We start from the raw sequence: 22405 nt of genomic DNA, 5'->3' as shown, positions 1-22405 counted from the left end.
CCGGTACGGCCGCGGGACGGACGGCTCAGTACGACGAACCCGACGCGCCCAGCGACCCGGTGGGGTGCCAGACGGTCTTGGTCTCCAGGAAGGCCGTCATGCGGTCGATGCCCGGCGTCGCCGACCAGTCGTCCACAGGCTGTGGACGCAGGACGCGCTTCAGGTTGTCGGCCGCCGCGATCTCCAGCTCCTTCGCCAGCACCTCGTCGGCGCCCGCGAGGTCGATCGCGTTGACGTCCTGGTGCGCGGCCAGCGGGGCCGCGAGCTCCGCCGTACGGCCGGACAGGACGTTGACGACACCGCCCGGCACGTCCGAGGTGGCCAGCACCTCGCCCAGGGAGAGGGCCGGGAGCGGGGACTTCTCGCTCGCGACCACGACCGCCGTGTTGCCGGTGGCGATCACCGGGGCGAGCACCGAGACCAGGCCCAGGAAGGACGACTCCTGCGGGGCCAGGACGGCGACCACGCCGGTCGGCTCGGGGGAGGAGAGGTTGAAGTACGGGCCCGCGACCGGGTTGGCGCCGCCGATCACCTGGGCGATCTTGTCGGTCCAGCCCGCGTACCAGACCCAGCGGTCGACGGTCGCGTCCACGACGGCGGCGGCCTTCGACTTGGACAGCCCCTCGGCCTCGGCGACCTCGCGGACGAACTGGTCCTTGCGGCCCTCCAGCATCTCCGCGACGCGGTACAGGACCTGGCCGCGGTTGTACGCCGTCGCGCCGGACCAGCCGCCGAACGCCTTGCGCGCGGCCACGACCGCGTCACGGGCGTCCTTGCGGGAGGACTGCGGTGCGTTGGCCAGCCAGTTGCCCTTTGAGTCCGCCACCTCGTACACCCGGCCGCTCTCGGAACGCGGGAACTTCCCGCCGACGTACAGCTTGTAGGTCTTGAAGACGGAGAGTCGCTCAGTCTTTTCGGTCTTCTCAGACATCGAGGTACGCCTCCAGGCCGTGACGACCGCCCTCGCGGCCGAAGCCCGACTCCTTGTAACCGCCGAACGGCGAGGTCGGGTCGAACTTGTTGAACGTGTTGGACCAGATCACGCCCGCGCGGAGCTTGTTCGCCACCGCCAGGATGCGCGAGCCCTTCTCCGTCCAGATGCCCGCCGACAGGCCGTACTGCGTGTTGTTGGCTTTGGCGACGGCCTCGTCGGGCGTGCGGAAGGTGAGGACCGACAGCACCGGGCCGAAGATCTCGTCGCGGGCGATGGTGTGGGCCTGGGTGACGTTCGTGAACAGCGTCGGGGCGAACCAGTAGCCGGAGGAGGGCAGTTCGCAGACCGGGGACCAGCGTTCGGCGCCCTCCGCCTCGCCCTGCTCGGTGAGCGCGGTGATCCGGGCCAGCTGCTCGGCGGAGTTGATCGCGCCGATGTCGGTGTTCTTGTCGAGCGGGTCGCCGAGGCGCAGCGTCGACAGGCGGCGCTTCAGGGAGTCCAGCAGCTCGTCCTGGATCGACTCCTGGACGAGGAGGCGCGAGCCGGCGCAGCACACCTGGCCCTGGTTGAAGAAGATGCCGGTGACGATGCCCTCTACGGCCTGGTCGATCGGGGCGTCGTCGAAGACGATGTTGGCGCCCTTGCCGCCCAGTTCGAGGGTGAGCTTCTTCCGGGTGCCCGCGACGGTCCGCGCGATCTCCTTGCCGACCGCCGTGGAGCCGGTGAAGGCGACCTTGTTGACGTCCGGGTGCGCGACGAGCGCGGCGCCCGCGTCGCCGTAGCCCGGAAGGATGTTGACGACACCCTTGGGCAGGCCCGCCTGGCGGCAGATGTCCGCGAAGAACAGGGCGGAGAGGGGGGTCGTCTCGGCGGGCTTGAGGACGACCGTGTTGCCGGTCGCGAGCGCCGGGGCGATCTTCCACGCCAGCATCAGCAGCGGGAAGTTCCAGGGGATGACCTGGCCGGCCACGCCCAGCGGACGCGGGTTGGCACCGAAGCCGGCGTGGTCGAGCTTGTCGGCCCAGCCTGCGTAGTAGAAGAAGTGCGCGGCGACCAGCGGGAGGTCCGCGTCGCGGGTCTCCTTGATCGGCTTTCCGTTGTCCAGCGTCTCCAGGACGGCCAGCTCACGGCTGCGCTCCTGGATGATCCGGGCGATGCGGAACAGGTACTTGGCGCGCTCGGAGCCGGGCAGCGCCGACCACTTCTCGAAGGCCTTGCGGGCGGCCTTCACCGCGCGGTCGACGTCCGCCTCACCCGCCTGGGCGACCTCGGAGAGGACCTCCTCGGTGGACGGGGAGACCGTCTTGAAGACCTTGCCGTCGGCCGCCTCGGCGAACTCGCCGTCGATGAACAGGCCGTAGGAAGGGGCGATGTCGACGACCGAGCGGGACTCGGGCGCCGGTGCGTACTCGAATGCGGAAGCCATGGTGATCAGTCCACCGTCACGTAGTCGGGGCCGGAGTAGCGGCCGGTGGCCAGCTTCTGACGCTGCATGAGCAGGTCGTTCAGCAGCGAGGAGGCGCCGAAGCGGAACCAGTGGTTGTCCAGCCAGTCCTCGCCCGCGGTCTCGTTGACCAGGACCAGGAACTTGATGGCGTCCTTGGTGGTGCGGATGCCGCCGGCCGGCTTCACGCCGACCTGGATACCGGTCTGGGCGCGGAAGTCGCGTACCGCCTCCAGCATCAGCAGGGTGTTGGCGGGGGTGGCGTTGACCGCGACCTTGCCGGTGGACGTCTTGATGAAGTCCGCGCCCGCCAGCATGCCCAGCCAGCTCGCCCGGCGGATGTTGTCGTACGTCGACAGCTCGCCGGTCTCGAAGATGACCTTCAGCCGGGCGCTCGTCCCGCAGGCCTCCTTCACGGCGACGATCTCGTCGTACACCTTCAGGTACTTGCCCGCGAGGAACGCGCCCCGGTCGATGACCATGTCGATCTCGTCGGCGCCCGCGGCGACGGCGTCACGCACGTCGGCCAGCTTCACGTCGAGCGCGGCACGGCCGGCCGGGAAGGCGGTGGCCACCGAGGCGACCTTGACGCCGGAACCGGCGACGGCCTCCTTGGCGACGGCCACCATGTCGGGGTAGACGCAGACCGCGGCCGTGGTCGGGGTCGTGCGGTCCGTCGGGTCGGGATGGACGGCCTTGGCGCCGAGCGCCCGGACCTTGCCCGGGGTGTCCGCGCCTTCCAGCGTCGTCAGGTCGACCATCGAGATGGCGAGGTCGATGGCGTACGCCTTCGCGGTGGTCTTGATGGAACGGGTGCCGAGAGACGCGGCGCGCGCCTCCAGGCCGACCGCGTCGACGCCGGGCAGCCCGTGGAGGAAGCGGCGCAGCGTGCTGTCGGACGCGGTGACGTCTGCGAGAGCGCTAGCTGTGGGTGCAGTACTGGGCATGGTCACCAGACGAGCATATCTACGCGCGTAGCGGCTGTACAGTCCCGGGCGCTCATCTCGTCATCGCGCACCACGTATGAGCGTTTCCCCGGGCGTCGGGCAGAATCGGCGACATGACGACGCCGGACCACCAGTCACCCGCGCCACAGCCGCCGCAGCCCGCTGCCAAGGACCTGATCTACCGCTCGCCCATGGCGCTCGTGGGCGGTGTGCTGCTGCTCGCGCTCGTGGGCTGGCTGGGCATCGACGCGCTGATCAGCGGGCACGGGCGGACGCCGTGGCTGGCGCTCGCCGGGCTGATCCTGATCGTGCCGCTGACCGTAGCCTTCACGCTCCGCCCGGCCGTCTTCGCGAACGAGGACCGGCTGCGGGTCCGCAACCCCTTCCGGGTCATCACCCTGCCCTGGGGCGAGATCTCCGTCCTGCGCTCCGGCTACTCCAACGAGGTCGTCGCCAAGTCCGGCACCAAGTACCAGCTGTGGTCCATCCCGGTCTCGCTGCGGGGCCGCAAGAAGGCGGCCGACCGCAGGGTCCGCGCGGCGGCGGAGGCGGCCGGTGGCGGCCCCGCCGGGCGGCTGGGGTTCGGCCGTCCGGGCTTCGGCGGCCTGGGCGCCGGTGCGGGCGCGACGGGCCGTACGCGGGCCCAGAGCGACCAGATCATGACCGACCTGCGCGACCTCCAGGAACGCCGCGCGACGGCCGAGTCGGCGCAGGGCGAGGTCACGGTCCGCTGGGCCTACGAGGTGATCGCGCCCGCCGTGGCCGGCGCGGTGCTGCTCGCGATTCTGCTCGCGGTGGGGTGAGCGAAGCCCCCGGAATGCCGTAGGGGTGCCCCCGGACTCGGGAGCACCCCTGCTGGGCCCTTACGGGCGGAACCTCAGATGCCCGCCGCGGCGGACAGGTCGCGCTTGACCGCTGTGAGCAGCTCGGCGGCGCGGGCCCGGGCGGCCGGCAGACCGGCGTGCTCGGCGACCGGCACGACGACCTCCAGGTAGCACTTCAGCTTGGGCTCGGTGCCGCTGGGCCGCACGATGACACGGGCGCCGTCCAGCGTGTAGCGCAGGCCGTCCGTGGGCGGCAGCCTGTCGGTGCCCTGGGTGAGGTCCTCGGCCCTGGTGATGGCCAGACCCGCCAGCTCGGTCGGCGGCTGCTCGCGCAGGCGGCGCATCGCGTCGGCGATGAGCGAGAGGTCCTGGACGCGCACCGACAGCTGGTCGGTGGCGTGCAGGCCGTGCTCCACGGCGAGGTCGTCGAGGAGGTCCAGGAGGGTACGGCCCTCCTCCTTCAGCACCGAGGCCAGCTCGGTGATCAGGAGCGCGGCGGTGATGCCGTCCTTGTCCCGTACGCCCTCGGGGTCCACGCAGTAGCCGAGGGCCTCCTCGTAGCCGTAGCGCAGGCCCTCGACGCGGGCGATCCACTTGAAGCCGGTCAGGGTCTCCTCGTACGGCAGTCCCGCCTTCTCGGCGATACGGCCGAGCAGGGAGGAGGAGACGATCGACTCGGCGAAGGTGCCCTGCACGCCGCGCCGGACCAGGTGGGCGGCGAGCAGCGCGCCGACCTCGTCGCCGCGCAGCATCCGCCACTCGCCGCCGTCCTTGACGGCGACGGCACAGCGGTCGGCGTCGGGGTCGTTGGCGATGACGAGGTCCGGGTCGGTCGCACGGGCCTGGGTGAACGCCAGGTCCATCGCGCCCGGTTCCTCCGGGTTGGGGAAGGCGACCGTCGGGAAGTCCGGGTCGGGCTCGGCCTGCTCGGCGACCAGCACCGGCTCGGGGAAGCCGGCCCGGGCGAACGCGGCCAGCAGGACGTCCTTGCCGACGCCGTGCATCGCCGTGTAGACGGTGCGGGCGGTGCGGGGCGAGCCTTCGGCCAGGACGGCGTCCGTACGGGCCAGATAGGCGTCCAGGACCGTGTCGTCCAGGATCTCCCAGCCGGCCTCCGGGCGCGGTACGTCGTTCAGCGAGACGATCGCGTCGATCTCGGCGGCGATCTCCGCGTCGGCGGGCGGGACGATCTGGGAGCCGTCGCCGAGGTAGACCTTGTAGCCGTTGTCCCGGGGCGGGTTGTGGCTGGCGGTGACCTCCACGCCCGCGACCGCGCCCAGGTGCCTTATCGCGAACGCCAGGACGGGGGTGGGCAGGGGGCGGGGGAGCACGGCGGCACGCAGACCGGCGCCGGTCATCACCGCGGCGGTGTCCCGGGCGAAGTCGGCGGACTTGTGGCGGGCGTCGTAGCCGATGACGACGACGCCGTTGGCGTGACCGTTCTTCTTCAGGTACGCGGCGAGGCCCGCGGCGGCGCGGATGACGACGCTGCGGTTCATGCGCATGGGGCCGGCGCCGAGTTCGCCCCGCAGGCCGGCGGTGCCGAACTGCAGGGTGCCGCTGAAGCGGGCCGACAGTTCCGTCACGTCACCGGCCTCGATCAGCTTGGCCAGTTCGTCGCGAGTCTCCTGGTCGGGGTCCTCGGCGAGCCAAGCCTCGGCCCTGGCGATGAGATCGTCGTGCACGTCGTGGTCAACCTTTCGTTGGTCGTGCCCACCCGCCCACCTGACTCGGTGGGCCGGAAAGGTCGCTTACAGCCGGCCCAGCACCTGCGCCAGCAGCTGGCCCATCCGTGCCGCCGAGTCGCGGCCCGCCTGGAGGACCTCCTCGTGGTTGAGGGGCTCGCCGGTCATGCCGGCCGCGAGGTTGGTGACCAGGGAGATGCCCAGCACCTCGGCGCCTGCCTCGCGCGCGGCGATCGCTTCCAGGACCGTGGACATGCCGACCAGGTCCGCGCCGATGACACGGGCCATGCGGACCTCGGCCGGGGTCTCGTAGTGCGGGCCGGGGAACTGCGCGTAGACGCCCTCCTCCAGGGAGTCGTCGATCTCCTTGCACAGGGCGCGCAGGCGGGGGGAGTACAGGTCGGTCAGGTCGACGAAGTTGGCGCCGACGATCGGCGAGGTCGCCGTCAGGTTGATGTGGTCGCTGATCAGGACCGGCTGACCGGGGCGCATGCCCTCGCGCAGACCGCCGCAGCCGTTGGTGAGGACCACGGTCTTGCAGCCCGCGGCCACGGCCGTACGGACGCCGTGCGCGACGGCGGCCACACCGCGGCCCTCGTAGTAGTGCGTGCGGCCCAGGAAGACCAGCGCGCGCTTGTCACCGAAGGCGTACGAGCGGATCTTGCCGCCGTGGCCCGCGACGGCCGGCGGCGGGAAGCCGGGCAGCTCGGTGACCTGGAACTCAGCCTCGGGGGCGCCGAGGGCGTCGACGGCCGGGGCCCAGCCGGAGCCCATCACGAGGGCGACGTCGTGGGTCTCGGCGCCGGTCAGTTCGCGCAGGCGCGCGGCGGCGGCGTCGGCGGCGGCGTAGGGGTCGCCCTGGATGTCGTCCGGAAGAAGAGATGCGTTCACGTGAACGAGAGTAACCGCTCTTCGCCTACGCGCGTAGATGACAGAGCCCACGGGATCGGGATCGTTGTCTTGTCGTTTCCGACGAGGACATCCGTCGGCAAGCCCGTCGTCAGGTCGGTCCGCAGGTCCGTCAGCACGGACGCTTGCGCAGCTCCATCACGTAGTCGTGCGGAGCCCCCGCGGACTCGGCCGCGTCCGCGATCTCGCCGAGGTAGCGGGCCGAGGGCAGGCCGCCCTCGTAGCCGTTCAGGACGTACGTCCAGGCGGCTTCCTCGCCGTCCAGGGTGTGTACGCGGATCCGGACCCGGCGGTAGATGCCGAGGCCCACGCCTTCCCACCGGTCGAGTGACTCCTCGTCCATGGGTGCGAGGTCGTACAGGCCGAGGAAGACCTGCGCCCCGGGCGCCTCGACGATCGTCGCCAGCGCGCCTTCCCAGCCCAGCTGCTCGCCTCCGAACGTCAGCCGCCAGTCGTTCAGCCAGCCCGTGGCGCGCAGCGGGGAGTGCGGGGCGCGGCGGGACATCAGCCGCGCGTCGAGGTTGCCGGCGTACGCGGCATAGAGCGACATGGGGAGAGGGTACGGCAGCCGGAAACTCCCGCCCCACCGGTCTCACGGACGCCCCCGGGCAGTGGCACCTTGAGGCGTGCGGGACAATGGGGTACGTGACTCGGATCGTGATCATCGGTGGCGGACCCGGCGGATACGAGGCGGCCCTGGTAGCCGCCCAGCTCGGTGCGGAGGTGACCGTCGTCGACTGCGACGGTCTGGGCGGAGCGTCGGTGCTGACCGACTGCGTGCCGTCGAAGACTCTGATCGCCACGGCCGAGGTGATGACCACCTTCGATTCGTCGTACGAGGAACTCGGCATCATCGTCGCCGACGACACCCCGCCGCTGGAGCAGGCGGCCCGGGTGGTCGGCGTGGACCTCGGCAAGGTCAACCGCCGTGTGAAGAGGCTCGCGCTCGCCCAGTCCCACGACATCACCGCGTCCGTGACGCGCGCCGGCGCCCGGGTCATGCGCGGTCGCGGCCGGCTGGAGGGCATGCAGGCCCTCGACGGCTCCCGGAAGGTCGTCGTCAGCGCTGCCGACGGCACCGAGGAGACCCTCACCGCCGACGCCGTGCTCATCGCCACCGGCGGTCACCCGCGCGAGCTGCCCGACGCCCAGCCCGACGGCGAGCGCATCCTCAACTGGACCCAGGTCTACGACCTCACCGAGCTGCCCGAAGAGCTGATCGTGGTCGGCTCCGGTGTGACCGGTGCCGAGTTCGCCGGTGCCTACCAGGCCCTGGGCTCCAAGGTCACCCTGGTCTCCTCCCGCGACCGCGTGCTGCCGGGCGAGGACCCGGACGCCGCCGCCGTCCTGGAGGACGTGTTCCGGCGCCGTGGCATGAACGTCATGGCCCGCTCCCGCGCGCAGGCCGCCAAGCGCGTCGGCGACCGGGTCGAGGTGACGCTGGCCGACGGGCGCGTCATCAGCGGCACGCACTGCCTCATGGCGGTCGGCGCCATACCGAACAGCGCGGGGCTCGGCCTGGAGGAGGCCGGCGTGAAGCTGCGCGAGTCGGGCCACATCTGGACCGACAAGGTGTCGCGTACGACCGCGCCGGGCGTGTACGCCGCCGGTGACGTGACCGGTGTCTTCGCCCTCGCCTCGGTGGCGGCCATGCAGGGACGTATCGCCGTGTACCACTTCCTCGGCGAGACGGTGACCCCGCTGAACCTGAAGACGGTCTCGTCCAACGTCTTCACCGACCCCGAGATCGCCACCGTCGGCTACACGCAGGCCGACGTGGACGCGGGCAAGATCGACGCGCGCGTCGTCAAGCTCCCGCTGCTGCGCAACGCGCGCGCCAAGATGCAGGGCATCCGGGACGGCTTCGTCAAGATCTTCTGCCGGCCGGGCACCGGGATCGTCGTGGGCGGTGTCGTGGTGGCGCCGCGCGCCTCGGAACTCATCCACCCCATCTCGATCGCGGTCGACAACAATCTGACGGTCGAACAGATCGCGAACGCATTCACCGTGTACCCCTCCCTTTCGGGGTCGATCGCGGAGGTCGCGCGGCAGCTCGCCACCCGCAAGGCGGCCGGCGAAGCCTGACGAGCCCGGCGCGAACTCCCCGCTGGTCACGGGGAGTTGCCGCGCGTGCATGCGGCATAGTCGGGGCGGGTAGGTCCTATACCACTTCCCGCCCCACCGTGCGGTCATCTTCTGTTATTCGGCGCAAACTGCTGAAACCAGACGGTCGTCGGGGTTACTGTCAGTTTCGTGTTCGCTGCTGAACGTCGCCAATTGATCCTTGAAATGGTGCGAGCGAACGGAGCCGTGTCGCTCCGTGAGCTCGCCCGCGTCGTCCAGACCTCCGAAGTGACCGTACGGCGGGACGTGCGGGCACTGGAGGCAGAAGGACTCCTCGACCGCCGGCACGGCGGTGCGGTACTGCCGGGCGGGTTCACGCGGGAGTCCGGCTTTCCCCAGAAGTCACATCTCGCGACCGCCGAGAAGACGGCCATCGCCGATCTCGCCGCCGGCCTCGTCGAAGAGGGCGAGGCCATCGTGGTCGGGGCGGGGACCACCACGCAGGAGCTGGCCCGCCGGCTCGCGCGGGTGCCCGGGCTGACCGTCGTCACCAACTCCCTGCTGGTGGCCCAGGCGTTGGCCCACGCCAACCGGGTGGAGGTCGTGATGACCGGTGGCACCCTGCGTGGTTCCAACTACGCCCTCGTCGGCTCCGGCGCGGAGCAGTCCCTGCAGGGGCTGCGCGTGTCCAAGGCCTTCCTCTCGGGCAGCGGCCTGACCGCGGAACGCGGGCTGTCCACGTCCAACATGCTCTCGGCGTCCGTCGACCGGGCGCTGGTGCAGGCCGCCGCGGAGGTCGTCGTCCTCGCCGACCACACCAAGCTCGGTACGGACACGATGTTCCAGACGGTGCCGACGGATGTCATCACGCGGCTCGTGACCGACGAGCCTCTGGCCCACGACGACCGCGCCGCGACCGAACTCCAAGCCCTTGCGGATCAGGGGGTGCAGATCGCTGTGGCCGGGGCCGGATCCCTCCCGGGGGGTGAGCAGGGGGCGGCAGCGAGGCGTGCCGCCTCCCTGCCGGGGCCTCGGCGAGGGCAGGTGCCCGGGGGTGGGTTGCGGGGGATGCTGGGAGAGCCGTCAGCTGGGGCTGAGCGGGGGCGCGTTGCCGACCTCCGGCGGCGCTGATACAGCTCCGCGCCCCCAAGGGTGTTGCAGCTTGCCTGTGGTGAAAACGAAACGCCCGGCCGACCGTAGAGGTCCACCGGGCGTGTCGTAGAAGGTTCCGTCAGTCCTTGATCTCGCAGATCGCCGCGCCGGACGTGACCGACGCGCCGACCTCGGCGGTCAGGCCCTTGATGGTGCCCGCCTTGTGGGCGTTGAGGGGCTGCTCCATCTTCATGGCCTCCAGGACGACGACCAGCTCGCCCTCCTTGACCTCCTGGCCCTCCTCGACCGCGACCTTGACGATCGTGCCCTGCATCGGGGAGGCGAGGGTGTCGCCGGACGCCACCGGGCCGGACTTCTTGGCCGCGCGGCGCTTCGGCTTGGCGCCCGCCGCGAGGCCCGTGCGGGCCAGGCTCATGCCCAGGGAGGACGGGAGGGAGACCTCGAGGCGCTTGCCGCCGACCTCGACGACGACCGTCTCACGGCCCGTCTCCTCCTCCGCCTCGGCGTCGGCGGGAGCGGTGAACGGCTTGATCTCGTTGACGAACTCCGTCTCGATCCAGCGGGTGTGGACCGAGAAGGGGTCCTCGGAGCCGGTCAGCTCGGGGGCGAACGCCGGGTCCCTGACCACCGCGCGATGGAAGGGGATCGCCGTGGCCATGCCCTCGACCTGGAACTCCTCCAGGGCGCGGGCGGCCCGCTCCAGGGCCTCCTTGCGGGTGCGGCCGGTGACGATCAGCTTGGCGAGCAGCGAGTCCCAGGCCGGGCCGATGACCGAGCCGGACTCCACGCCCGCGTCCAGGCGGACACCGGGGCCGGCCGGCGGGTCGAACTTCGTCACCGTGCCAGGGGCTGGGAGGAAGTTGCGGCCCGGGTCCTCGCCGTTGATGCGGAACTCGAAGGAGTGACCGCGCAGCGCCGGGTCGTCGTAGCCGAGTTCCTCGCCGTCGGCGATGCGGAACATCTCGCGGACCAGGTCGATGCCGGTGATCTCCTCGGTCACCGGGTGCTCCACCTGGAGACGCGTGTTGACCTCCAGGAAGGAGATCGTGCCGTCCTGGCCGACCAGGAACTCACAGGTGCCGGCGCCCTCGTAGTGGGCCTCCTTCAGGATGGCCTTGGAGGCGCGGTACAGCTCGGCGACCTGCTCGTCGCTCAGGAACGGCGCCGGGGCCTCCTCGACCAGCTTCTGGTGGCGGCGCTGCAGCGAGCAGTCACGGGTGGAGACGACGACCACGTTGCCGTGCTTGTCGGCGAGGCACTGGGTCTCCACGTGGCGCGGACGGTCCAGGTAACGCTCGACGAAGCACTCGCCACGGCCGAAGGCGGCGACCGCCTCGCGCACCGCGGACTCGTAGAGCTCCGGGACCTCTTCGAGGGTCCGGGCGACCTTCAGGCCGCGGCCACCGCCACCGAAGGCGGCCTTGATGGCGATGGGCAGGCCGTGCTGCTCCGCGAAGGCGACGACCTCGTCGGCGCCGGAGACCGGGTCGGGCGTACCGGCGACGAGCGGGGCGCCCGCGCGCTGCGCGATGTGACGCGCGGCGACCTTGTCACCCAGGTCGCGGATGGCCTGCGGCGGCGGGCCGATCCAGATCAGGCCCGCATCCAGCACCGCCTGCGCGAAGTCGGCATTCTCGGAGAGGAAGCCGTAGCCGGGGTGGATGGCGTCCGCGCCGGATTCGCGCGCGGCGTTCAGGACCTTCTCGATGTCCAGGTAACTGGTGGCCGGAGTGTCACCGCCCAGGGCGAACGCCTCATCCGCGGCCCGGACGTGCAGAGCGTCCCGGTCCGGGTCGGCGTAGACGGCCACGCTCGCGATCCCGGCGTCCCGGCAGGCCCGGGCAACGCGGACAGCGATTTCGCCACGGTTGGCGATGAGCACCTTGCGCACGATTGAGGCTCCCTCCTTGAAACAAGCCGAGTTTAGGGACTGCCGACACGGCGCATCGACCCATCCCCAATGGTGAGCTTGCCCACACGGAGTGTGATTCGAGGCCCGCTCGACCTGCGAAAGTCCTTGTCGTACCTCGGTACGCAGGACTCCTCCGGAAAACCCTAGCCCTGTCATGTGGCCAAGGTCTCTGTGAGAGCGTGCTGCGCCCCACTCGGTTTCTTTGTCGAGTCCCTACGAATGGCCCAACGATTCTTTGCTGCGGTACAGACCCTTGTCCCTGGGTTTACCCGTTAGTAGCGTTCGCGATGACTCGAACGTACTTCAGGTAACAGCAGCTCTGCTTGGGCTGAGGTCGAAAGTGGGTGGGGGCCGGTGGTGCGCAGACCGGTGGCGTTGGCCGTGGCGGTCGTCCTCTTGGCGGAGGCCCTCGGCATCGCCGCTCTGAACTGGTTCCTCGGAGTGGTCGTGGACCGGCAGAGGATGTCGCTGGCCGGCCTCGACCCTGACGTCATGTCGACGTCCTCGAAGGTCGGTGGAGTCGTCTTCGGCCTCTACTTCGCGCTGTGCGCCCTGGTGGCCGTCCTGGTCGCGATACGCGACCGCGCGCCCGCCGGCTTCGGGCGCATCCTGCTGATCAGCATGGCGGTGGTGCACGGCCTGCTCGGCGCGTTCGCCTGGGGCCTGGTCGGCTGGACGGCGTTCCTGTTCATGGTCGTCGTCCTCGGGCTGATAGTGCTGCTCCTGGTGACGTACGACCGCACGGCCGGCCCGGAACAGGCCGCCTCCGGCGGTGCCCCGGGCGCGGGCGGCGACCCGAAGGCCGAGACCGAGCCGGTCCCGCCGGCCGCGGCCCCCAGCGGGGCGGGCGAGCCGGAGGGCCGTACGGGTGAACCCCAGGACGGGGACGACGAGCCGCAGGACTCGGTCCCGCCCCAGGTCGTTCCCGAGCAGGTCACTCAGCTGGTGCCCACAACTCCGTGATGCCGATCCCCAGTTCGGCCAGCAGGCGCCGTACGAGGGGCAGGCTGATACCGATCACGTTGCCGTGGTCGCCGTCGATGCCCTCGATGAACGGCGCCGAAAGGCCGTCCAGGGTGAACGCCCCGGCGACGTAGAGGGGTTCGCCGGAGGCCACGTACGCGGCGATCTCCTCGTCGGAGGGCTCGCCGAAGCGGACGACGGTGGAGGCGACCCCGGCGACGAACCGCTTGGCCGTCGTGTCCCAGATGCAGTGCCCCGTCTGAAGGGTCCCCGCCCGCCCGCGCATCGACTTCCAGCGGGCGGTGGCCTCCTCGGCGTCGGCGGGCTTGCCGAGCGCCTGGCCCTCCAGCTCCAGCACGGAGTCGCAGCCGATCACCAGGGCGCCCTGCACCTCCGGCTTGGCCGCCACGACGGAGGCCTTCGCCTCGGCCAGGGCGAGCGCCAGCTCCGCCGGGGTGGGCGCGGTGACGGCGTCCTCGTCGACCCCGCTGACGATCACCTCGGGGGTGAGTCCGGCCTGCCGGAGCAGGCCCAGCCGGGCGGGGGACGCGGAGGCGAGGACGAGGCGCCTGCGGGGCTTAGCAGTCATGCCGCCAGGTTAGCGGTGTCGCTGCGCTACCTCAGGCCGATCACGATCATCGTCAGCACCATGGCCAGAGCCATGAGGAGGCCGAGCCGCCGCAGCATCTCCTGCATGTCGCGCAGTTCTTCGGGGGGCTCGTTCTCGGGGTCTGACCACAGCATCCCTCCAGCGTGGCCGGAGGGAGCTGCGAGTGCCTGAGTACGCGTACTCAGCTTGGCCAGTAAGTGCGCGTCCACGACGCCGGGCCCGGCTTCGGCAGGTGGGCCGCGGCGATGCGGGACGGGTCGGACCACGCGTCGCGCGGTCCTGTCGCGCCGGACGGCGTCACCGCTGCCGCCGCGGCGCGGGCGCGGACCACCGCCAGGGCGGCGGCCAGCTCCTCCGGGGTGGGATTGCCTCGTACGACCTTGATCGTCATGACGGCTTTCTCCTCGATCCTCTCGATCGGCCGGGGCCAGGGCTAGAGCGGGATGTTGCCGTGCTTCTTCGGGGGCAGGGATTCCCGCTTGGTGCGCAGCTGACGCAGGCCGCGGACGATGTGGGAGCGGGTGTCGGACGGCATGATCACCGCGTCGATGTAACCGCGCTCGGCCGCCACGTACGGGTTGAGGAGAGTGTCCTCGTACTCCCGGATCAGCCGGGCGCGCACGGCCTCCACGTCCTCCCCGGTCGCCTCCGCCTCGGCGAGGGTCCGGCGGTGCAGGATGTTGACGGCGCCCTGCGCGCCCATGACGGCGATCTGGGCGGTCGGCCAGGCCAGGTTGAGGTCGGCGCCCAGGTGCTTGGAGCCCATGACGTCGTAGGCGCCGCCGAAGGCCTTGCGGGTGATGACCGTGATCAGCGGGACCGTCGCCTCGGCGTAGGCGTAGATCAGCTTGGCGCCGCGCCGGATGATGCCGGTGTGCTCCTGGTCGACGCCGGGCAGGAAGCCGGGCACGTCGACGAAGGTGATCACCGGGATGTTGAAGGCGTCGCAGGTGCGCACGAAGCGCGCGGCCTTCTCGGACGCGTCGATGTCCAGGCAGCCCGCGAACTGCATGGGCTGGTTGGCGACGACACCCACCGGGTGGCCCTCGACCCGCCCGAAACCGGTGAGGATGTTCGGCGCGAACAGGGCCTGCGTCTCGAAGAACTCGGAGTCGTCCAGGACGTGTTCGATGACCGAGTGCATGTCGTACGGCTGGTTCGCGCTGTCCGGGACCAGCGTGTCCAGCTCGCGGTCCTCGTCGCTGAGGGAGAGGTCCGCCTCCTCCGGGAACACCGGCGCCTCGGAGAGGTTGTTGGACGGCAGGTACGACAGCAGCTGCTTGACGTACTCGATGGCGTCCTTCTCGTCGCCCGCCATGTGGTGGGCCACACCCGAGGTGCTGTTGTGGGTGCGGGCGCCGCCCAGCTCCTCGAAGCCGACGTCCTCGCCGGTGACGGTCTTGATGACGTCGGGCCCGGTGATGAACATGTGCGAGGTCTGGTCGACCATGACCGTGAAGTCGGTGATCGCGGGGGAGTACACCGCACCGCCCGCACAGGGTCCGACGACCAGGCTGATCTGCGGGATCACACCGGAGGCGTGCGTGTTGCGGCGGAAGATCTCGCCGTAGGCACCGAGGGAGGCGACACCCTCCTGGATGCGGGCGCCACCGGAGTCGTTGATGCCGATGACCGGGCAGCCGGTCTTCAGCGCGAAGTCCATGACCTTGACGATCTTCTGGCCGTAGATCTCGCCGAGGGCACCGCCGAAGACGGTGAAGTCCTGCGAGAACACGGCGACGGGCCGCCCGTCGACGGTCCCGTACCCGGTGACGACGCCGTCACCGTACGGGCGGTTCTTCTCCAGCCCGAAGTTGGTGGAGCGGTGCTGCGCGAACGCGTCCAGCTCGACGAACGATCCTTCGTCGAGCAGCAGCTCGATCCGCTCACGGGCCGTCAGTTTGCCCTTGGCATGCTGCTTTTCTACGGCGCGTTCCGAGCCGGCGTGCGTCGCCTCGTGGTTACGGCGCTCCAGATCCGCGAGCTTGCCCGCGGTCGTGTGAATGTCGATCTGTACCGGCTCGGACATCGGGATCGCGGCTCCCTGCCTGCTCAAATGGGGGAACGGTTACTCAGCCGTAGAGTAGTGGCGCGCCTGCCGGTCAGCAGTGCGGCGTTTCCCACACCTAGGGTGACTTGCATGACGCCGCACAATGCAGCAGACGACAACCGTTGGTCCGATCTGGACCGCCCTCCGCTGAACGCCACGGCACTGCGCCGGGGCCTGCTGCGGGAGGGGAGCCTGTGGTCGCAGCTCGACGTGGTTCCGCGTACCGGCTCCACCAACTCCGACCTCGTGGCCCGCGCCAGGGCCGGTGAGGCGGGCGAGGGTGCGGTCCTGGTCGCCGAGGAGCAGACCGCCGGGCGGGGCCGGCTGGACCGCCAGTGGACGGCACCGGCCCGCTCGGGCCTGTTCTTCTCCGTCCTGCTGAAGCCGGCCGAGGTGCCGGTGGCCCGCTGGGGCTGGCTGCCGCTGCTCACCGGCGTCGCGGTGGCGACGGGCCTGTCCCGGGCGGCCGGGGTCGACACGGCACTGAAGTGGCCCAACGACCTGCTCGTGACCGTCGGCGGCGAGGAACGCAAGGCCGGGGGCATCCTCGCCGAGCGGGCCGGGGAGGACGGCGTCGTCGTCGGCGTCGGCATCAACGTCACCCTGCGCACCGAGGAGCTGCCCGTACCGCAGGCGGGCTCGCTGGTGCTGGCCGACGCGGTGAGCACGGACCGGGACCCGCTGCTCCGGGCGATGCTGCGCGAACTGGAGACCTGGTACGGCCGCTGGCGCGCGGCGGGCGGCGACCCGGCCGCGAGCGGCCTCCAGGAGACGTACGCGGCGGGCTGCGCCACGCTCGGCCGCTCGGTACGGGCCGAGCTGCCCGGGGGCCGGGCGGTCGTCGGGGAGGCCGTCGCGCTCGACAGTGACGGGCGGCTGGTCATCGCCACGGCGGACGGGGTGCAGGAGCCGGTGGGGGCGGGCGACATCGTCCACCTGCGCCCGGCGTGAGCGCACCCCTTGCGACCCTCGTGGGCGCACCCGTGCGACCGGCGTGCGCCACCGTGTGACTCTCGTGAGCCGCCCTTTGCGACCGGTGCGCGCGGCCCCTCGCGACCGGCGCGAGTGCGGCTTGCGACCTGCGTGAGCGGCCCTTCGGCCCAGATGAGTGCACCTGAGGCGACGCTCGCCTCCCGGGAGTGAGCTAACCCACACCTGCCGTAGAGTTGAGGCCGGTCGATACGTGACCGCGGCAGATCGGAAGGGCAGCAGGCGTGACCGTCGACGACACGGGCTCCGGCGCGGGCGCGGACGCCGCCGACACCGGCGAGGACCCGCTGGCCCTGCGTCTCGAACAGCTCATCCTGGGCGCCGAGCGGCGCTACACGCCTTTCCAGGCCGCGCGCAGCGCCGGCGTCTCCATGGAGCTGGCCTCGCGGTTCTGGCGGGCGATGGGCTTCGCGGACATAGGCCAGGCCAAGGCCCTCACCGAGGCCGACGTACTGGCCCTGCGCCGGCTCGCCGGCCTGGTCGAGGCGGGCCTGCTGAGCGAGGCCATGGCGGTGCAGGTGGCCCGGTCCACGGGGCAGACCACCGCCCGGTTGGCCGAATGGCAGATCGATTCCTTCCTGGAGGGCCTGACCGAGCCGCCCGAGCCCGGCATGACCCGCACGGAGGTCACGTACCCGCTGGTCGAGCTGCTCCTGCCCGAGCTGGAGGAGTTCCTCGTCTACGTCTGGCGCCGTCAGCTCGCCGCCGCGACCGGGCGGGTCGTCCAGGCAGGGGACGACGAGGAGATGGTGGACCGGCGGCTCGTCGTCGGCTTCGCCGACCTCGTCGGGTTCACCCGGCTGACCCGCCGGATGGAGGAGGAGGAACTCGGCGAGCTGGTCGAGGCCTTCGAGACCACCGCCGCCGACCTGGTGGCCGCGCGCGGCGGCCGGCTCATCAAGACCCTCGGCGACGAGGTGCTGTACTCCGCGGACGACGCGGGGACGGCCGCGGACATCGCGCTGCGGCTGGTCGAGACGATGGCCAACGACGAGACGATGCCGGAACTGCGCGTCGGCATGGCCTTCGGCACGGTGACGACCCGGATGGGCGATGTCTTCGGTACGACGGTGAACCTGGCCTCCCGCCTGACGTCCATAGCCCCGCGCGACGCCGTCCTCGTCGACAGCGCCTTCGCCGAGGAGCTGATCCGCACCGGTGAGGCGCCCGCCTCGGAGGCGGAGGCGGCCGAGGCGGCGGCAGCCGCGGAGAAGGAGGGCGAGGAGCCGCCGACGTACCGCTTCGCACTCCAGCCGATGTGGCAGCGCCCGGTCCGTGGCCTCGGCGTGGTGGAACCGTGGCTGCTGGCGCGCCGCGAGGCGCAGCAGTAGACGCCCTCTACTTCTGCTGTTTCTTCTGTTTCTTCGCGCTTACCGGCAGGTCCAGGTCCACGCACAGTCCGAGCACCGGCAGGCACACGTCGCCCGGGTCGGGCGCGGCCGTGCTGTGGCTCGGGGCCGGGGCGGGCGTCGGCGTGGCGGCGGGAGTCGTCGGGGCCGGGCGCGGGGCGGACGTCGTCGCAGGGGGCCGCGGTGTGGTGCTCGGCGCGGGCTGGGCCGCGGTCGGGGCGGTGGTCGGTACGGCGCTGCCGGCGGGCGCTGCCGTGGGCGCGGCGCCGGGCGCGGTCGGCGTGCTGTCCGGGGACGTCGGTACGGCGCTCACGCCGCCCATGACGGAGGTCGCGGAGGGCACGGCCGAGGGGCCGGCGGCGACGGTGGCGACGGGCTTCGCCGAGCCGTCCGTGGCCCCGGCGTCCGGCCCGAGCCGCGGCTCGGCCTCCGCGGTGCCGGGGGCGCCGACCCCGGACTCCGGCGAGACCCGCACGAGGCTGAGCACGCCCGCGGCCAGGGCGAGCCCCCCGGCGGCGAGCAGCACCTTGCGGGGCCGGGGCTTGCGGTGCCGCCCGCGTCGTACGTCGGACTCGGCCGTGGACGGTGCACCTGTGCGTATCGGTGTCATGGTTCCCTCCCCGCCGCGCGCCGGGGGCGCGTCATGGCGCAGCGCACGCTATGCGGTGCCGTGGGCGGTGTGGGGTGAGAAGGGCGGGATGTCACTCGAACGGGCGTAGGGGTGGCGACAGGGGCGGCTCTTCCGCGGGGCGGGGTACGGCTGCGATGATCAGGCCGACAGTGAGTTAACCCGCGTTAACCGGAGGGTGCCATGAGCGAGGAGCGGTTCGGGGAGTTCGTGCTGGTACGGCGGCACGGACACGTGGCAGAGCTGGTGCTGGACCGGCCCAAGGCCATGAACGCCGTCTCGACGGAGATGGCCCGCTCCATCGCGGGCGCGTGCGCGGCGCTGGCCGCGGACCGGGACGCGCGGGTCGTCGTCCTGACCTCGTCGCACGAGCGGGCCTTCTGCGTCGGCGCGGACCTGAAGGAGCGGAACTCCTTCAGCGACGCGGACCTGGTGCGGCAGCGGCCGGTCGCCCGCGGTGCGTACACCGGGGTGCTGGAGCTGCCGATGCCGACGATCGCGGCCGTGCACGGCTTCGCGCTGGGCGGCGGCTTCGAACTGGCCCTGTCCTGCGACCTGATCGTGGCCGACCGTACGGCCGTGGTGGGGCTGCCGGAGGTGTCCGTGGGTGTGATTCCGGGCGGCGGCGGTACGCAGCTGCTGCCGCGGCGGGTCGGCGCGGCGCGTGCGGCCGAGCTGATCTTCTCGGCGCGGCGGCTGGAGGCCGAGGAGGCGCGCGAGCTGGGCCTGGTGGACCAGCTGGTGGAGGCGGGCCGGGACCGCGAGGAGGCGCTGGCGCTGGGTGAGCGGATCGCCGGGAACTCGCCGGTGGGCCTGCGCGCGGCCAAGCGGGCGCTGCGGCTGGGGCATGGGCTGGACCTGCGGGCCGGCCTCGAGGTCGAGGACGCGGCGTGGCGCTCGGTGGCGTTCTCGGGGGACCGGGCGGAAGGCGTGGCGGCGTTCAACGAGAAGCGGAAGCCGGAGTGGCCGGGGGAGTAGTAGGCCGCTCTGCGGCACGACTGTCCGCAGCTGCACATCAATGCACCCGTTTGTCTGATTTACTCCCTAACCTGGAGTGATGGGTGAGGACAAGCGGCTCGCCGGCGTCGTGGCACTGGCTCAGTGGATGGCGGGGGCGCACACTCCGCGGGAGGCGTGGCGGGCCGCCGCGCTCGGTGCGTGCCGGGCGCTGGACGGGAGCTTCGCCGCGCTGTCGGTGTGGGAGCGGGGGCTGGGGCGGCTGCGGGTCCTCGTGAACGTGGGGGACCGGCGCCCGGACGAGGAGGAGTTCCCGGAGGCCGAGACCTATCCGGTGCACCAGTTCCCGGAGATCACCGAGTTCCTGCACGAGCGGTGGGCCGGCGGGGGCGGCCCCAACGCGTGGGTGGAGACCGCCGAGGGGACCGCCGCCGGGACCCCCGGGTACCACCACCGGCGCGTCGCCGCCCTGCGCCGCCGCGGCCGTGGCTGCTGTGTCGTCGCGCCCGTCGTGCTGCACGGCCGGGCCTGGGGCGAGCTGTACGTCGCCCGCCCGGTCGGCGAGCCCGTGTTCGAGCGGGCCGACGCCGACTTCGCCACCGTCCTGGCCGCCGTCGTCGCCGCGGGCATCGCGCAGACCGAGCGGCTGGAGGAGGCCCGCAGGCTCGCGTACACCGACGCCCTGACCGGGCTCGCCAACCGGCGTGCCGTCGACGTGCGCCTGGAGGAGGCCGTCGAGCGCCACCGTGCCGAAGGGGCGGTCGTCAGCCTGGTCGTCTGTGACCTCAACGGGCTCAAGCGGGTCAACGACACCCAGGGCCACGCCGTCGGCGACCGGCTCCTCGAACGCTTCGGCTCGGTGCTGTCCCTGTGCGGGGCGATGGTGCCGGGCGCGCTCGCCGCGCGGCTCGGCGGGGACGAGTTCTGTCTGCTCGCGGTCGGCCCGTCCGCCGACGACGTCGTCAAGGCGGCGGAGGAACTGTGCCGCCGGGCGGCCGAGTTGGAGCTGGGTGAGGGCGTGGCGTGCGGTATCGCCTCGACCGCGGATCCGATCGGCACCGTACGCTCCGCGCGCCGGCTGTTCCGGCTGGCGGACGCCGCGCAGTACCGGGCGAAGGCGATGCGGGCGCGGCGGCCGGTGGTGGCGGGCCGCGAGGGCCCGGACGACCCGGTCCTACGGCTGGCGGACGAGCCCACGCCCGCGCAGGCCGAGCGGCGCACGTTCCGCGGCCGGCAGCCATGAGGTCTTCGTGGCCGGAAGTCATGAGGTGTCCGAGGCCGGAAGGCATGAGATGCCTGTCGCCGGCGGTAAGGGGCACTCCCGTTCCCCACTAGTGACATCCACCCTAGTGACATCCCCGCATTCAATGCGTACGCTCCTGAATATGGATATGCACACTGTGGTGGTGGGGACGTCCGGTGTCACGGCGTCCGACGTTCTCGCCGTGGCGCGCGGCGGCGCCCGCGTCGAGCTGTCTGCTGAGGCGGTCGCGGCACTCACGGCGGCCCGGGAGATCGTGGACGCGCTGGCGGCCAAGCCGGACCCGGTCTACGGCGTCTCCACCGGTTTCGGAGCCCTGGCGACCCGGCACATCAGCCAGGAACTGCGCGCCCAGCTGCAGCGCAACATCGTCCGTTCGCACGCCGCCGGCATGGGCCCGCGGGTGGAGCGGGAAGTCGTCCGCGCCCTGATGTTCCTCCGGCTCAAGACCGTCTGCTCCGGGCACACCGGCGTCCGGCCCGAGGTCGCCCAGACCATGGCCGACGTGCTCAACGCCGGGATCACCCCGGTCGTGCACGAGTACGGCTCCCTCGGCTGCTCCGGCGACCTGGCCCCGCTCTCCCACTGCGCCCTGACCCTCATGGGCGAGGGCGACGCGGAGGGCCGCGACGGCGTCGTACGCCCCGCCGGCGAGCTGCTCGCCGAGCACGGCATCCAGCCCGTCGAGCTGCGCGAGAAGGAGGGCCTGGCCCTCCTCAACGGCACCGACGGCATGCTCGGCATGCTGATCATGGCCCTCGCCGACCTGGACACCCTGTACAAGTCCGCCGACGTCACCGCCGCCCTCACGCTGGAGGCGCTGCTCGGCACCGACAAGGTCCTCGCGCCCGAGCTGCACGCCATCCGTCCCCACCCGGGACAGGGCGCCTCGGCCGCCAACATGCTGGCCGTGCTGAAGGGTTCCCAGCTCACCGGGCACCACCAGGACGACGCGCCCCGCGTCCAGGACGCCTACTCGGTGCGCTGCGCCCCGCAGGTCGCCGGCGCCGGCCGCGACACCATGGCCCACGCCCGGACCGTCGCCGAGCGTGAGCTGGCCTCCGCCGTCGACAACCCCGTCGTCCTGCCGGACGGCCGCGTCGAGTCGAACGGCAACTTCCACGGCGCCCCCGTCGCGTACGTCCTGGACTTCCTCGCCATCGCCGCCGCCGACCTCGGCTCCATCGCCGAGCGTCGCACCGACCGGCTGCTGGACAAGAACCGCAGCCACGGCCTGCCGCCGTTCCTCGCCGACGACGCGGGTGTCGACTCCGGCCTGATGATCGCCCAGTACACGCAGGCCGCGCTGGTCAGCGAGCTGAAGCGGCTCGCCGTACCGGCCTCCGCGGACTCCATCCCGTCCTCCGCCATGCAGGAGGACCACGTGTCCATGGGCTGGTCGGCCGCGCGCAAGCTGCGCACCGCCGTCGACAACCTCACCCGGGTCGTCGCCATCGAGCTGTACGCCGCCACGCGCGCCATCGAGCTGCGCGAGGGACTCACCCCGGCGCCCGCCTCCCAGGCCGTCATCGCGGCCACGCGCGCCGCCGGCGTGCAGGGCCCCGGCCCGGACCGCTTCCTGGCCCCCGACCTGGCCGCCGCCGACGCCTTCGTGCGCGGCGGACACCTCGTCACCGCGGCGGAGTCGGTCACCGGCCCGCTGCAGTAACGTCCCCGCACAAGGAGAGGGGCCCCGCCGCGCGCGGGGCCCCTTCGTCTGTTCCTGCTTCACTTCGGCCTGGCCGCCTGCGCCTTGACGACCGGC

Annotated in this window: 21 protein-coding genes; 9 read left to right on the top strand and 12 right to left on the bottom strand. The window is 71.8% G+C overall.

Annotation, left to right across the window (positions count from 1 at the left end):
- Positions 1-25: 25 nt before the first annotated feature.
- Genes ACWD35_RS19180 through deoC form a run of 3 tightly spaced genes read right to left on the bottom strand, consistent with a single transcriptional unit; the run spans position 26 to position 3325 of the window.
- Positions 26-931 carry an aldehyde dehydrogenase family protein gene (locus ACWD35_RS19180; RefSeq protein WP_451352439.1) on the bottom strand — a complete coding sequence of 302 codons (906 nt, stop codon included), beginning with the start codon at positions 929-931 and terminating at the stop codon, positions 26-28.
- Positions 924-2360, bottom strand: a complete 1437-nt coding sequence (locus tag ACWD35_RS19175; RefSeq protein WP_451352438.1) for an aldehyde dehydrogenase family protein — start codon at positions 2358-2360, stop codon at positions 924-926. The genes ACWD35_RS19180 and ACWD35_RS19175 overlap by 8 nt, the downstream gene beginning before the upstream one ends.
- 5 nt (positions 2361-2365) lie before the next feature.
- Positions 2366-3325 (bottom strand): deoxyribose-phosphate aldolase, encoded by a 960-nt coding sequence (gene deoC / locus ACWD35_RS19170; protein WP_451352576.1) that lies wholly within the window; start codon positions 3323-3325, stop codon positions 2366-2368.
- A 113-nt stretch (positions 3326-3438) separates the two neighbouring features.
- Between deoC and ACWD35_RS19165 the strand changes: the two genes are divergently transcribed.
- Positions 3439-4128 (top strand): PH domain-containing protein, encoded by a 690-nt coding sequence (locus ACWD35_RS19165; protein WP_451352437.1) that lies wholly within the window; start codon positions 3439-3441, stop codon positions 4126-4128.
- A 74-nt stretch (positions 4129-4202) separates the two neighbouring features.
- On the opposite strand, the gene ACWD35_RS19160 is transcribed toward ACWD35_RS19165, so the two are convergent.
- From ACWD35_RS19160 to ACWD35_RS19150, 3 genes are all read right to left on the bottom strand, one after another.
- The gene (locus ACWD35_RS19160) at positions 4203-5834 is read right to left on the bottom strand and encodes a phospho-sugar mutase (protein ID WP_451352436.1); all 1632 of its coding nucleotides are present in this window, start codon (positions 5832-5834) and stop codon (positions 4203-4205) included.
- Between the two features lie 66 nt (positions 5835-5900).
- Positions 5901-6725 (bottom strand): purine-nucleoside phosphorylase, encoded by an 825-nt coding sequence (locus tag ACWD35_RS19155; RefSeq protein WP_451352435.1) that lies wholly within the window; start codon positions 6723-6725, stop codon positions 5901-5903.
- A 130-nt stretch (positions 6726-6855) separates the two neighbouring features.
- Positions 6856-7293 (bottom strand): gamma-glutamylcyclotransferase, encoded by a 438-nt coding sequence (locus tag ACWD35_RS19150; protein WP_451352434.1) that lies wholly within the window; start codon positions 7291-7293, stop codon positions 6856-6858.
- A gap of 86 nt (positions 7294-7379) precedes the next feature.
- Here ACWD35_RS19150 and ACWD35_RS19145 point away from each other — a divergent pair, with 86 nt between their 5' ends.
- Both ACWD35_RS19145 and ACWD35_RS19140 read left to right on the top strand, forming a co-directional pair.
- The gene (locus tag ACWD35_RS19145) at positions 7380-8828 is read left to right on the top strand and encodes an NAD(P)H-quinone dehydrogenase (protein WP_451352433.1); all 1449 of its coding nucleotides are present in this window, start codon (positions 7380-7382) and stop codon (positions 8826-8828) included.
- A gap of 204 nt (positions 8829-9032) precedes the next feature.
- Positions 9033-9938, top strand: coding sequence for a DeoR/GlpR family DNA-binding transcription regulator (locus ACWD35_RS19140; protein ID WP_451352432.1), 906 nt, complete (start codon positions 9033-9035; stop codon positions 9936-9938).
- A 100-nt stretch (positions 9939-10038) separates the two neighbouring features.
- On the opposite strand, the gene ACWD35_RS19135 is transcribed toward ACWD35_RS19140, so the two are convergent.
- A complete protein-coding gene (locus ACWD35_RS19135) occupies positions 10039-11811 on the bottom strand; it encodes an acetyl/propionyl/methylcrotonyl-CoA carboxylase subunit alpha (RefSeq protein WP_451352431.1) in 1773 nt (590 codons plus the stop codon).
- Positions 11812-12186: 375 nt separating this feature from the next.
- On the opposite strand from ACWD35_RS19135, the gene ACWD35_RS19130 reads away from it, so the two are divergent.
- Positions 12187-12795 (top strand): hypothetical protein, encoded by a 609-nt coding sequence (locus ACWD35_RS19130; RefSeq protein ID WP_451352430.1) that lies wholly within the window; start codon positions 12187-12189, stop codon positions 12793-12795.
- Here the strand turns inward: ACWD35_RS19130 and ACWD35_RS19125 are convergent.
- From ACWD35_RS19125 to ACWD35_RS19110, 4 genes are read right to left on the bottom strand one after another with little or no spacing between them, the layout of a single operon-like run.
- A complete protein-coding gene (locus ACWD35_RS19125) occupies positions 12767-13384 on the bottom strand; it encodes a Maf family protein (protein ID WP_451352429.1) in 618 nt (205 codons plus the stop codon). The genes ACWD35_RS19130 and ACWD35_RS19125 overlap by 29 nt on opposite strands.
- A 26-nt stretch (positions 13385-13410) precedes the next feature.
- A complete protein-coding gene (gene mmpB, locus ACWD35_RS19120; protein ID WP_451352428.1) occupies positions 13411-13539 on the bottom strand; it encodes a morphogenic membrane protein MmpB in 129 nt (42 codons plus the stop codon).
- Between the two features lie 47 nt (positions 13540-13586).
- A complete protein-coding gene (locus tag ACWD35_RS19115; RefSeq protein WP_451352427.1) occupies positions 13587-13796 on the bottom strand; it encodes an acyl-CoA carboxylase epsilon subunit in 210 nt (69 codons plus the stop codon).
- A gap of 42 nt (positions 13797-13838) precedes the next feature.
- Positions 13839-15434 carry an acyl-CoA carboxylase subunit beta gene (locus tag ACWD35_RS19110; RefSeq protein WP_451352426.1) on the bottom strand — a complete coding sequence of 532 codons (1596 nt, stop codon included), beginning with the start codon at positions 15432-15434 and terminating at the stop codon, positions 13839-13841.
- A gap of 111 nt (positions 15435-15545) precedes the next feature.
- Here ACWD35_RS19110 and ACWD35_RS19105 point away from each other — a divergent pair, with 111 nt between their 5' ends.
- Positions 15546-16406: a biotin--[acetyl-CoA-carboxylase] ligase gene (locus tag ACWD35_RS19105; protein ID WP_451352425.1), complete on the top strand. Its 861-nt coding sequence runs from the start codon at positions 15546-15548 to the stop codon at positions 16404-16406.
- Between the two features lie 263 nt (positions 16407-16669).
- Complete coding sequence (locus tag ACWD35_RS19100) at positions 16670-17776, top strand: adenylate/guanylate cyclase domain-containing protein (protein WP_451352424.1); 1107 nt, start codon at positions 16670-16672, stop codon at positions 17774-17776.
- Between the two features lie 7 nt (positions 17777-17783).
- On the opposite strand, the gene ACWD35_RS19095 is transcribed toward ACWD35_RS19100, so the two are convergent.
- Positions 17784-18404 carry a hypothetical protein gene (locus ACWD35_RS19095; protein WP_451352423.1) on the bottom strand — a complete coding sequence of 207 codons (621 nt, stop codon included), beginning with the start codon at positions 18402-18404 and terminating at the stop codon, positions 17784-17786.
- Positions 18405-18605: 201 nt separating this feature from the next.
- Here ACWD35_RS19095 and ACWD35_RS19090 point away from each other — a divergent pair, with 201 nt between their 5' ends.
- From ACWD35_RS19090 to hutH, 3 genes are all read left to right on the top strand, one after another.
- The gene (locus ACWD35_RS19090; protein WP_451352422.1) at positions 18606-19400 is read left to right on the top strand and encodes an enoyl-CoA hydratase/isomerase family protein; all 795 of its coding nucleotides are present in this window, start codon (positions 18606-18608) and stop codon (positions 19398-19400) included.
- 79 nt (positions 19401-19479) lie between these two features.
- Entirely contained in the window at positions 19480-20622 is a 1143-nt protein-coding gene (locus ACWD35_RS19085; RefSeq protein WP_451352421.1) for a diguanylate cyclase domain-containing protein, read from the top strand.
- A 148-nt stretch (positions 20623-20770) separates the two neighbouring features.
- Positions 20771-22309, top strand: coding sequence for a histidine ammonia-lyase (gene hutH, locus ACWD35_RS19080; protein ID WP_451352575.1), 1539 nt, complete (start codon positions 20771-20773; stop codon positions 22307-22309).
- The last annotated feature ends 96 nt before the right edge of the window (positions 22310-22405 follow it).

Source organism: Streptomyces sp. NPDC002671 (assembly GCF_053592475.1).
Note: the sequence above shows the minus strand (reverse complement) of the source record. Positions and strands in the feature narration are given on the sequence as shown.

Coding starts and splice junctions, on each gene's coding strand:
- ACWD35_RS19180 (WP_451352439.1), bottom strand. CDS start 931: ATGTCTGAGAAGACCGAAAAGACTGAGCGACTCTCCGTCTTCAAGACC.
- ACWD35_RS19175 (WP_451352438.1), bottom strand. CDS start 2,360: ATGGCTTCCGCATTCGAGTACGCACCGGCGCCCGAGTCCCGCTCGGTC.
- deoC (WP_451352576.1), bottom strand. CDS start 3,325: ATGCCCAGTACTGCACCCACAGCTAGCGCTCTCGCAGACGTCACCGCG.
- ACWD35_RS19165 (WP_451352437.1), top strand. CDS start 3,439: ATGACGACGCCGGACCACCAGTCACCCGCGCCACAGCCGCCGCAGCCC.
- ACWD35_RS19150 (WP_451352434.1), bottom strand. CDS start 7,293: ATGTCGCTCTATGCCGCGTACGCCGGCAACCTCGACGCGCGGCTGATG.
- ACWD35_RS19145 (WP_451352433.1), top strand. CDS start 7,380: ATGGGGTACGTGACTCGGATCGTGATCATCGGTGGCGGACCCGGCGGA.
- ACWD35_RS19140 (WP_451352432.1), top strand. CDS start 9,033: ATGGTGCGAGCGAACGGAGCCGTGTCGCTCCGTGAGCTCGCCCGCGTC.
- ACWD35_RS19125 (WP_451352429.1), bottom strand. CDS start 13,384: ATGACTGCTAAGCCCCGCAGGCGCCTCGTCCTCGCCTCCGCGTCCCCC.
- mmpB (WP_451352428.1), bottom strand. CDS start 13,539: ATGCTGTGGTCAGACCCCGAGAACGAGCCCCCCGAAGAACTGCGCGAC.
- ACWD35_RS19115 (WP_451352427.1), bottom strand. CDS start 13,796: ATGACGATCAAGGTCGTACGAGGCAATCCCACCCCGGAGGAGCTGGCC.
- ACWD35_RS19110 (WP_451352426.1), bottom strand. CDS start 15,434: ATGTCCGAGCCGGTACAGATCGACATTCACACGACCGCGGGCAAGCTC.
- ACWD35_RS19105 (WP_451352425.1), top strand. CDS start 15,546: ATGACGCCGCACAATGCAGCAGACGACAACCGTTGGTCCGATCTGGAC.
- ACWD35_RS19095 (WP_451352423.1), bottom strand. CDS start 18,404: ATGACACCGATACGCACAGGTGCACCGTCCACGGCCGAGTCCGACGTA.
- ACWD35_RS19090 (WP_451352422.1), top strand. CDS start 18,606: ATGAGCGAGGAGCGGTTCGGGGAGTTCGTGCTGGTACGGCGGCACGGA.
- ACWD35_RS19085 (WP_451352421.1), top strand. CDS start 19,480: ATGGGTGAGGACAAGCGGCTCGCCGGCGTCGTGGCACTGGCTCAGTGG.
- hutH (WP_451352575.1), top strand. CDS start 20,771: ATGCACACTGTGGTGGTGGGGACGTCCGGTGTCACGGCGTCCGACGTT.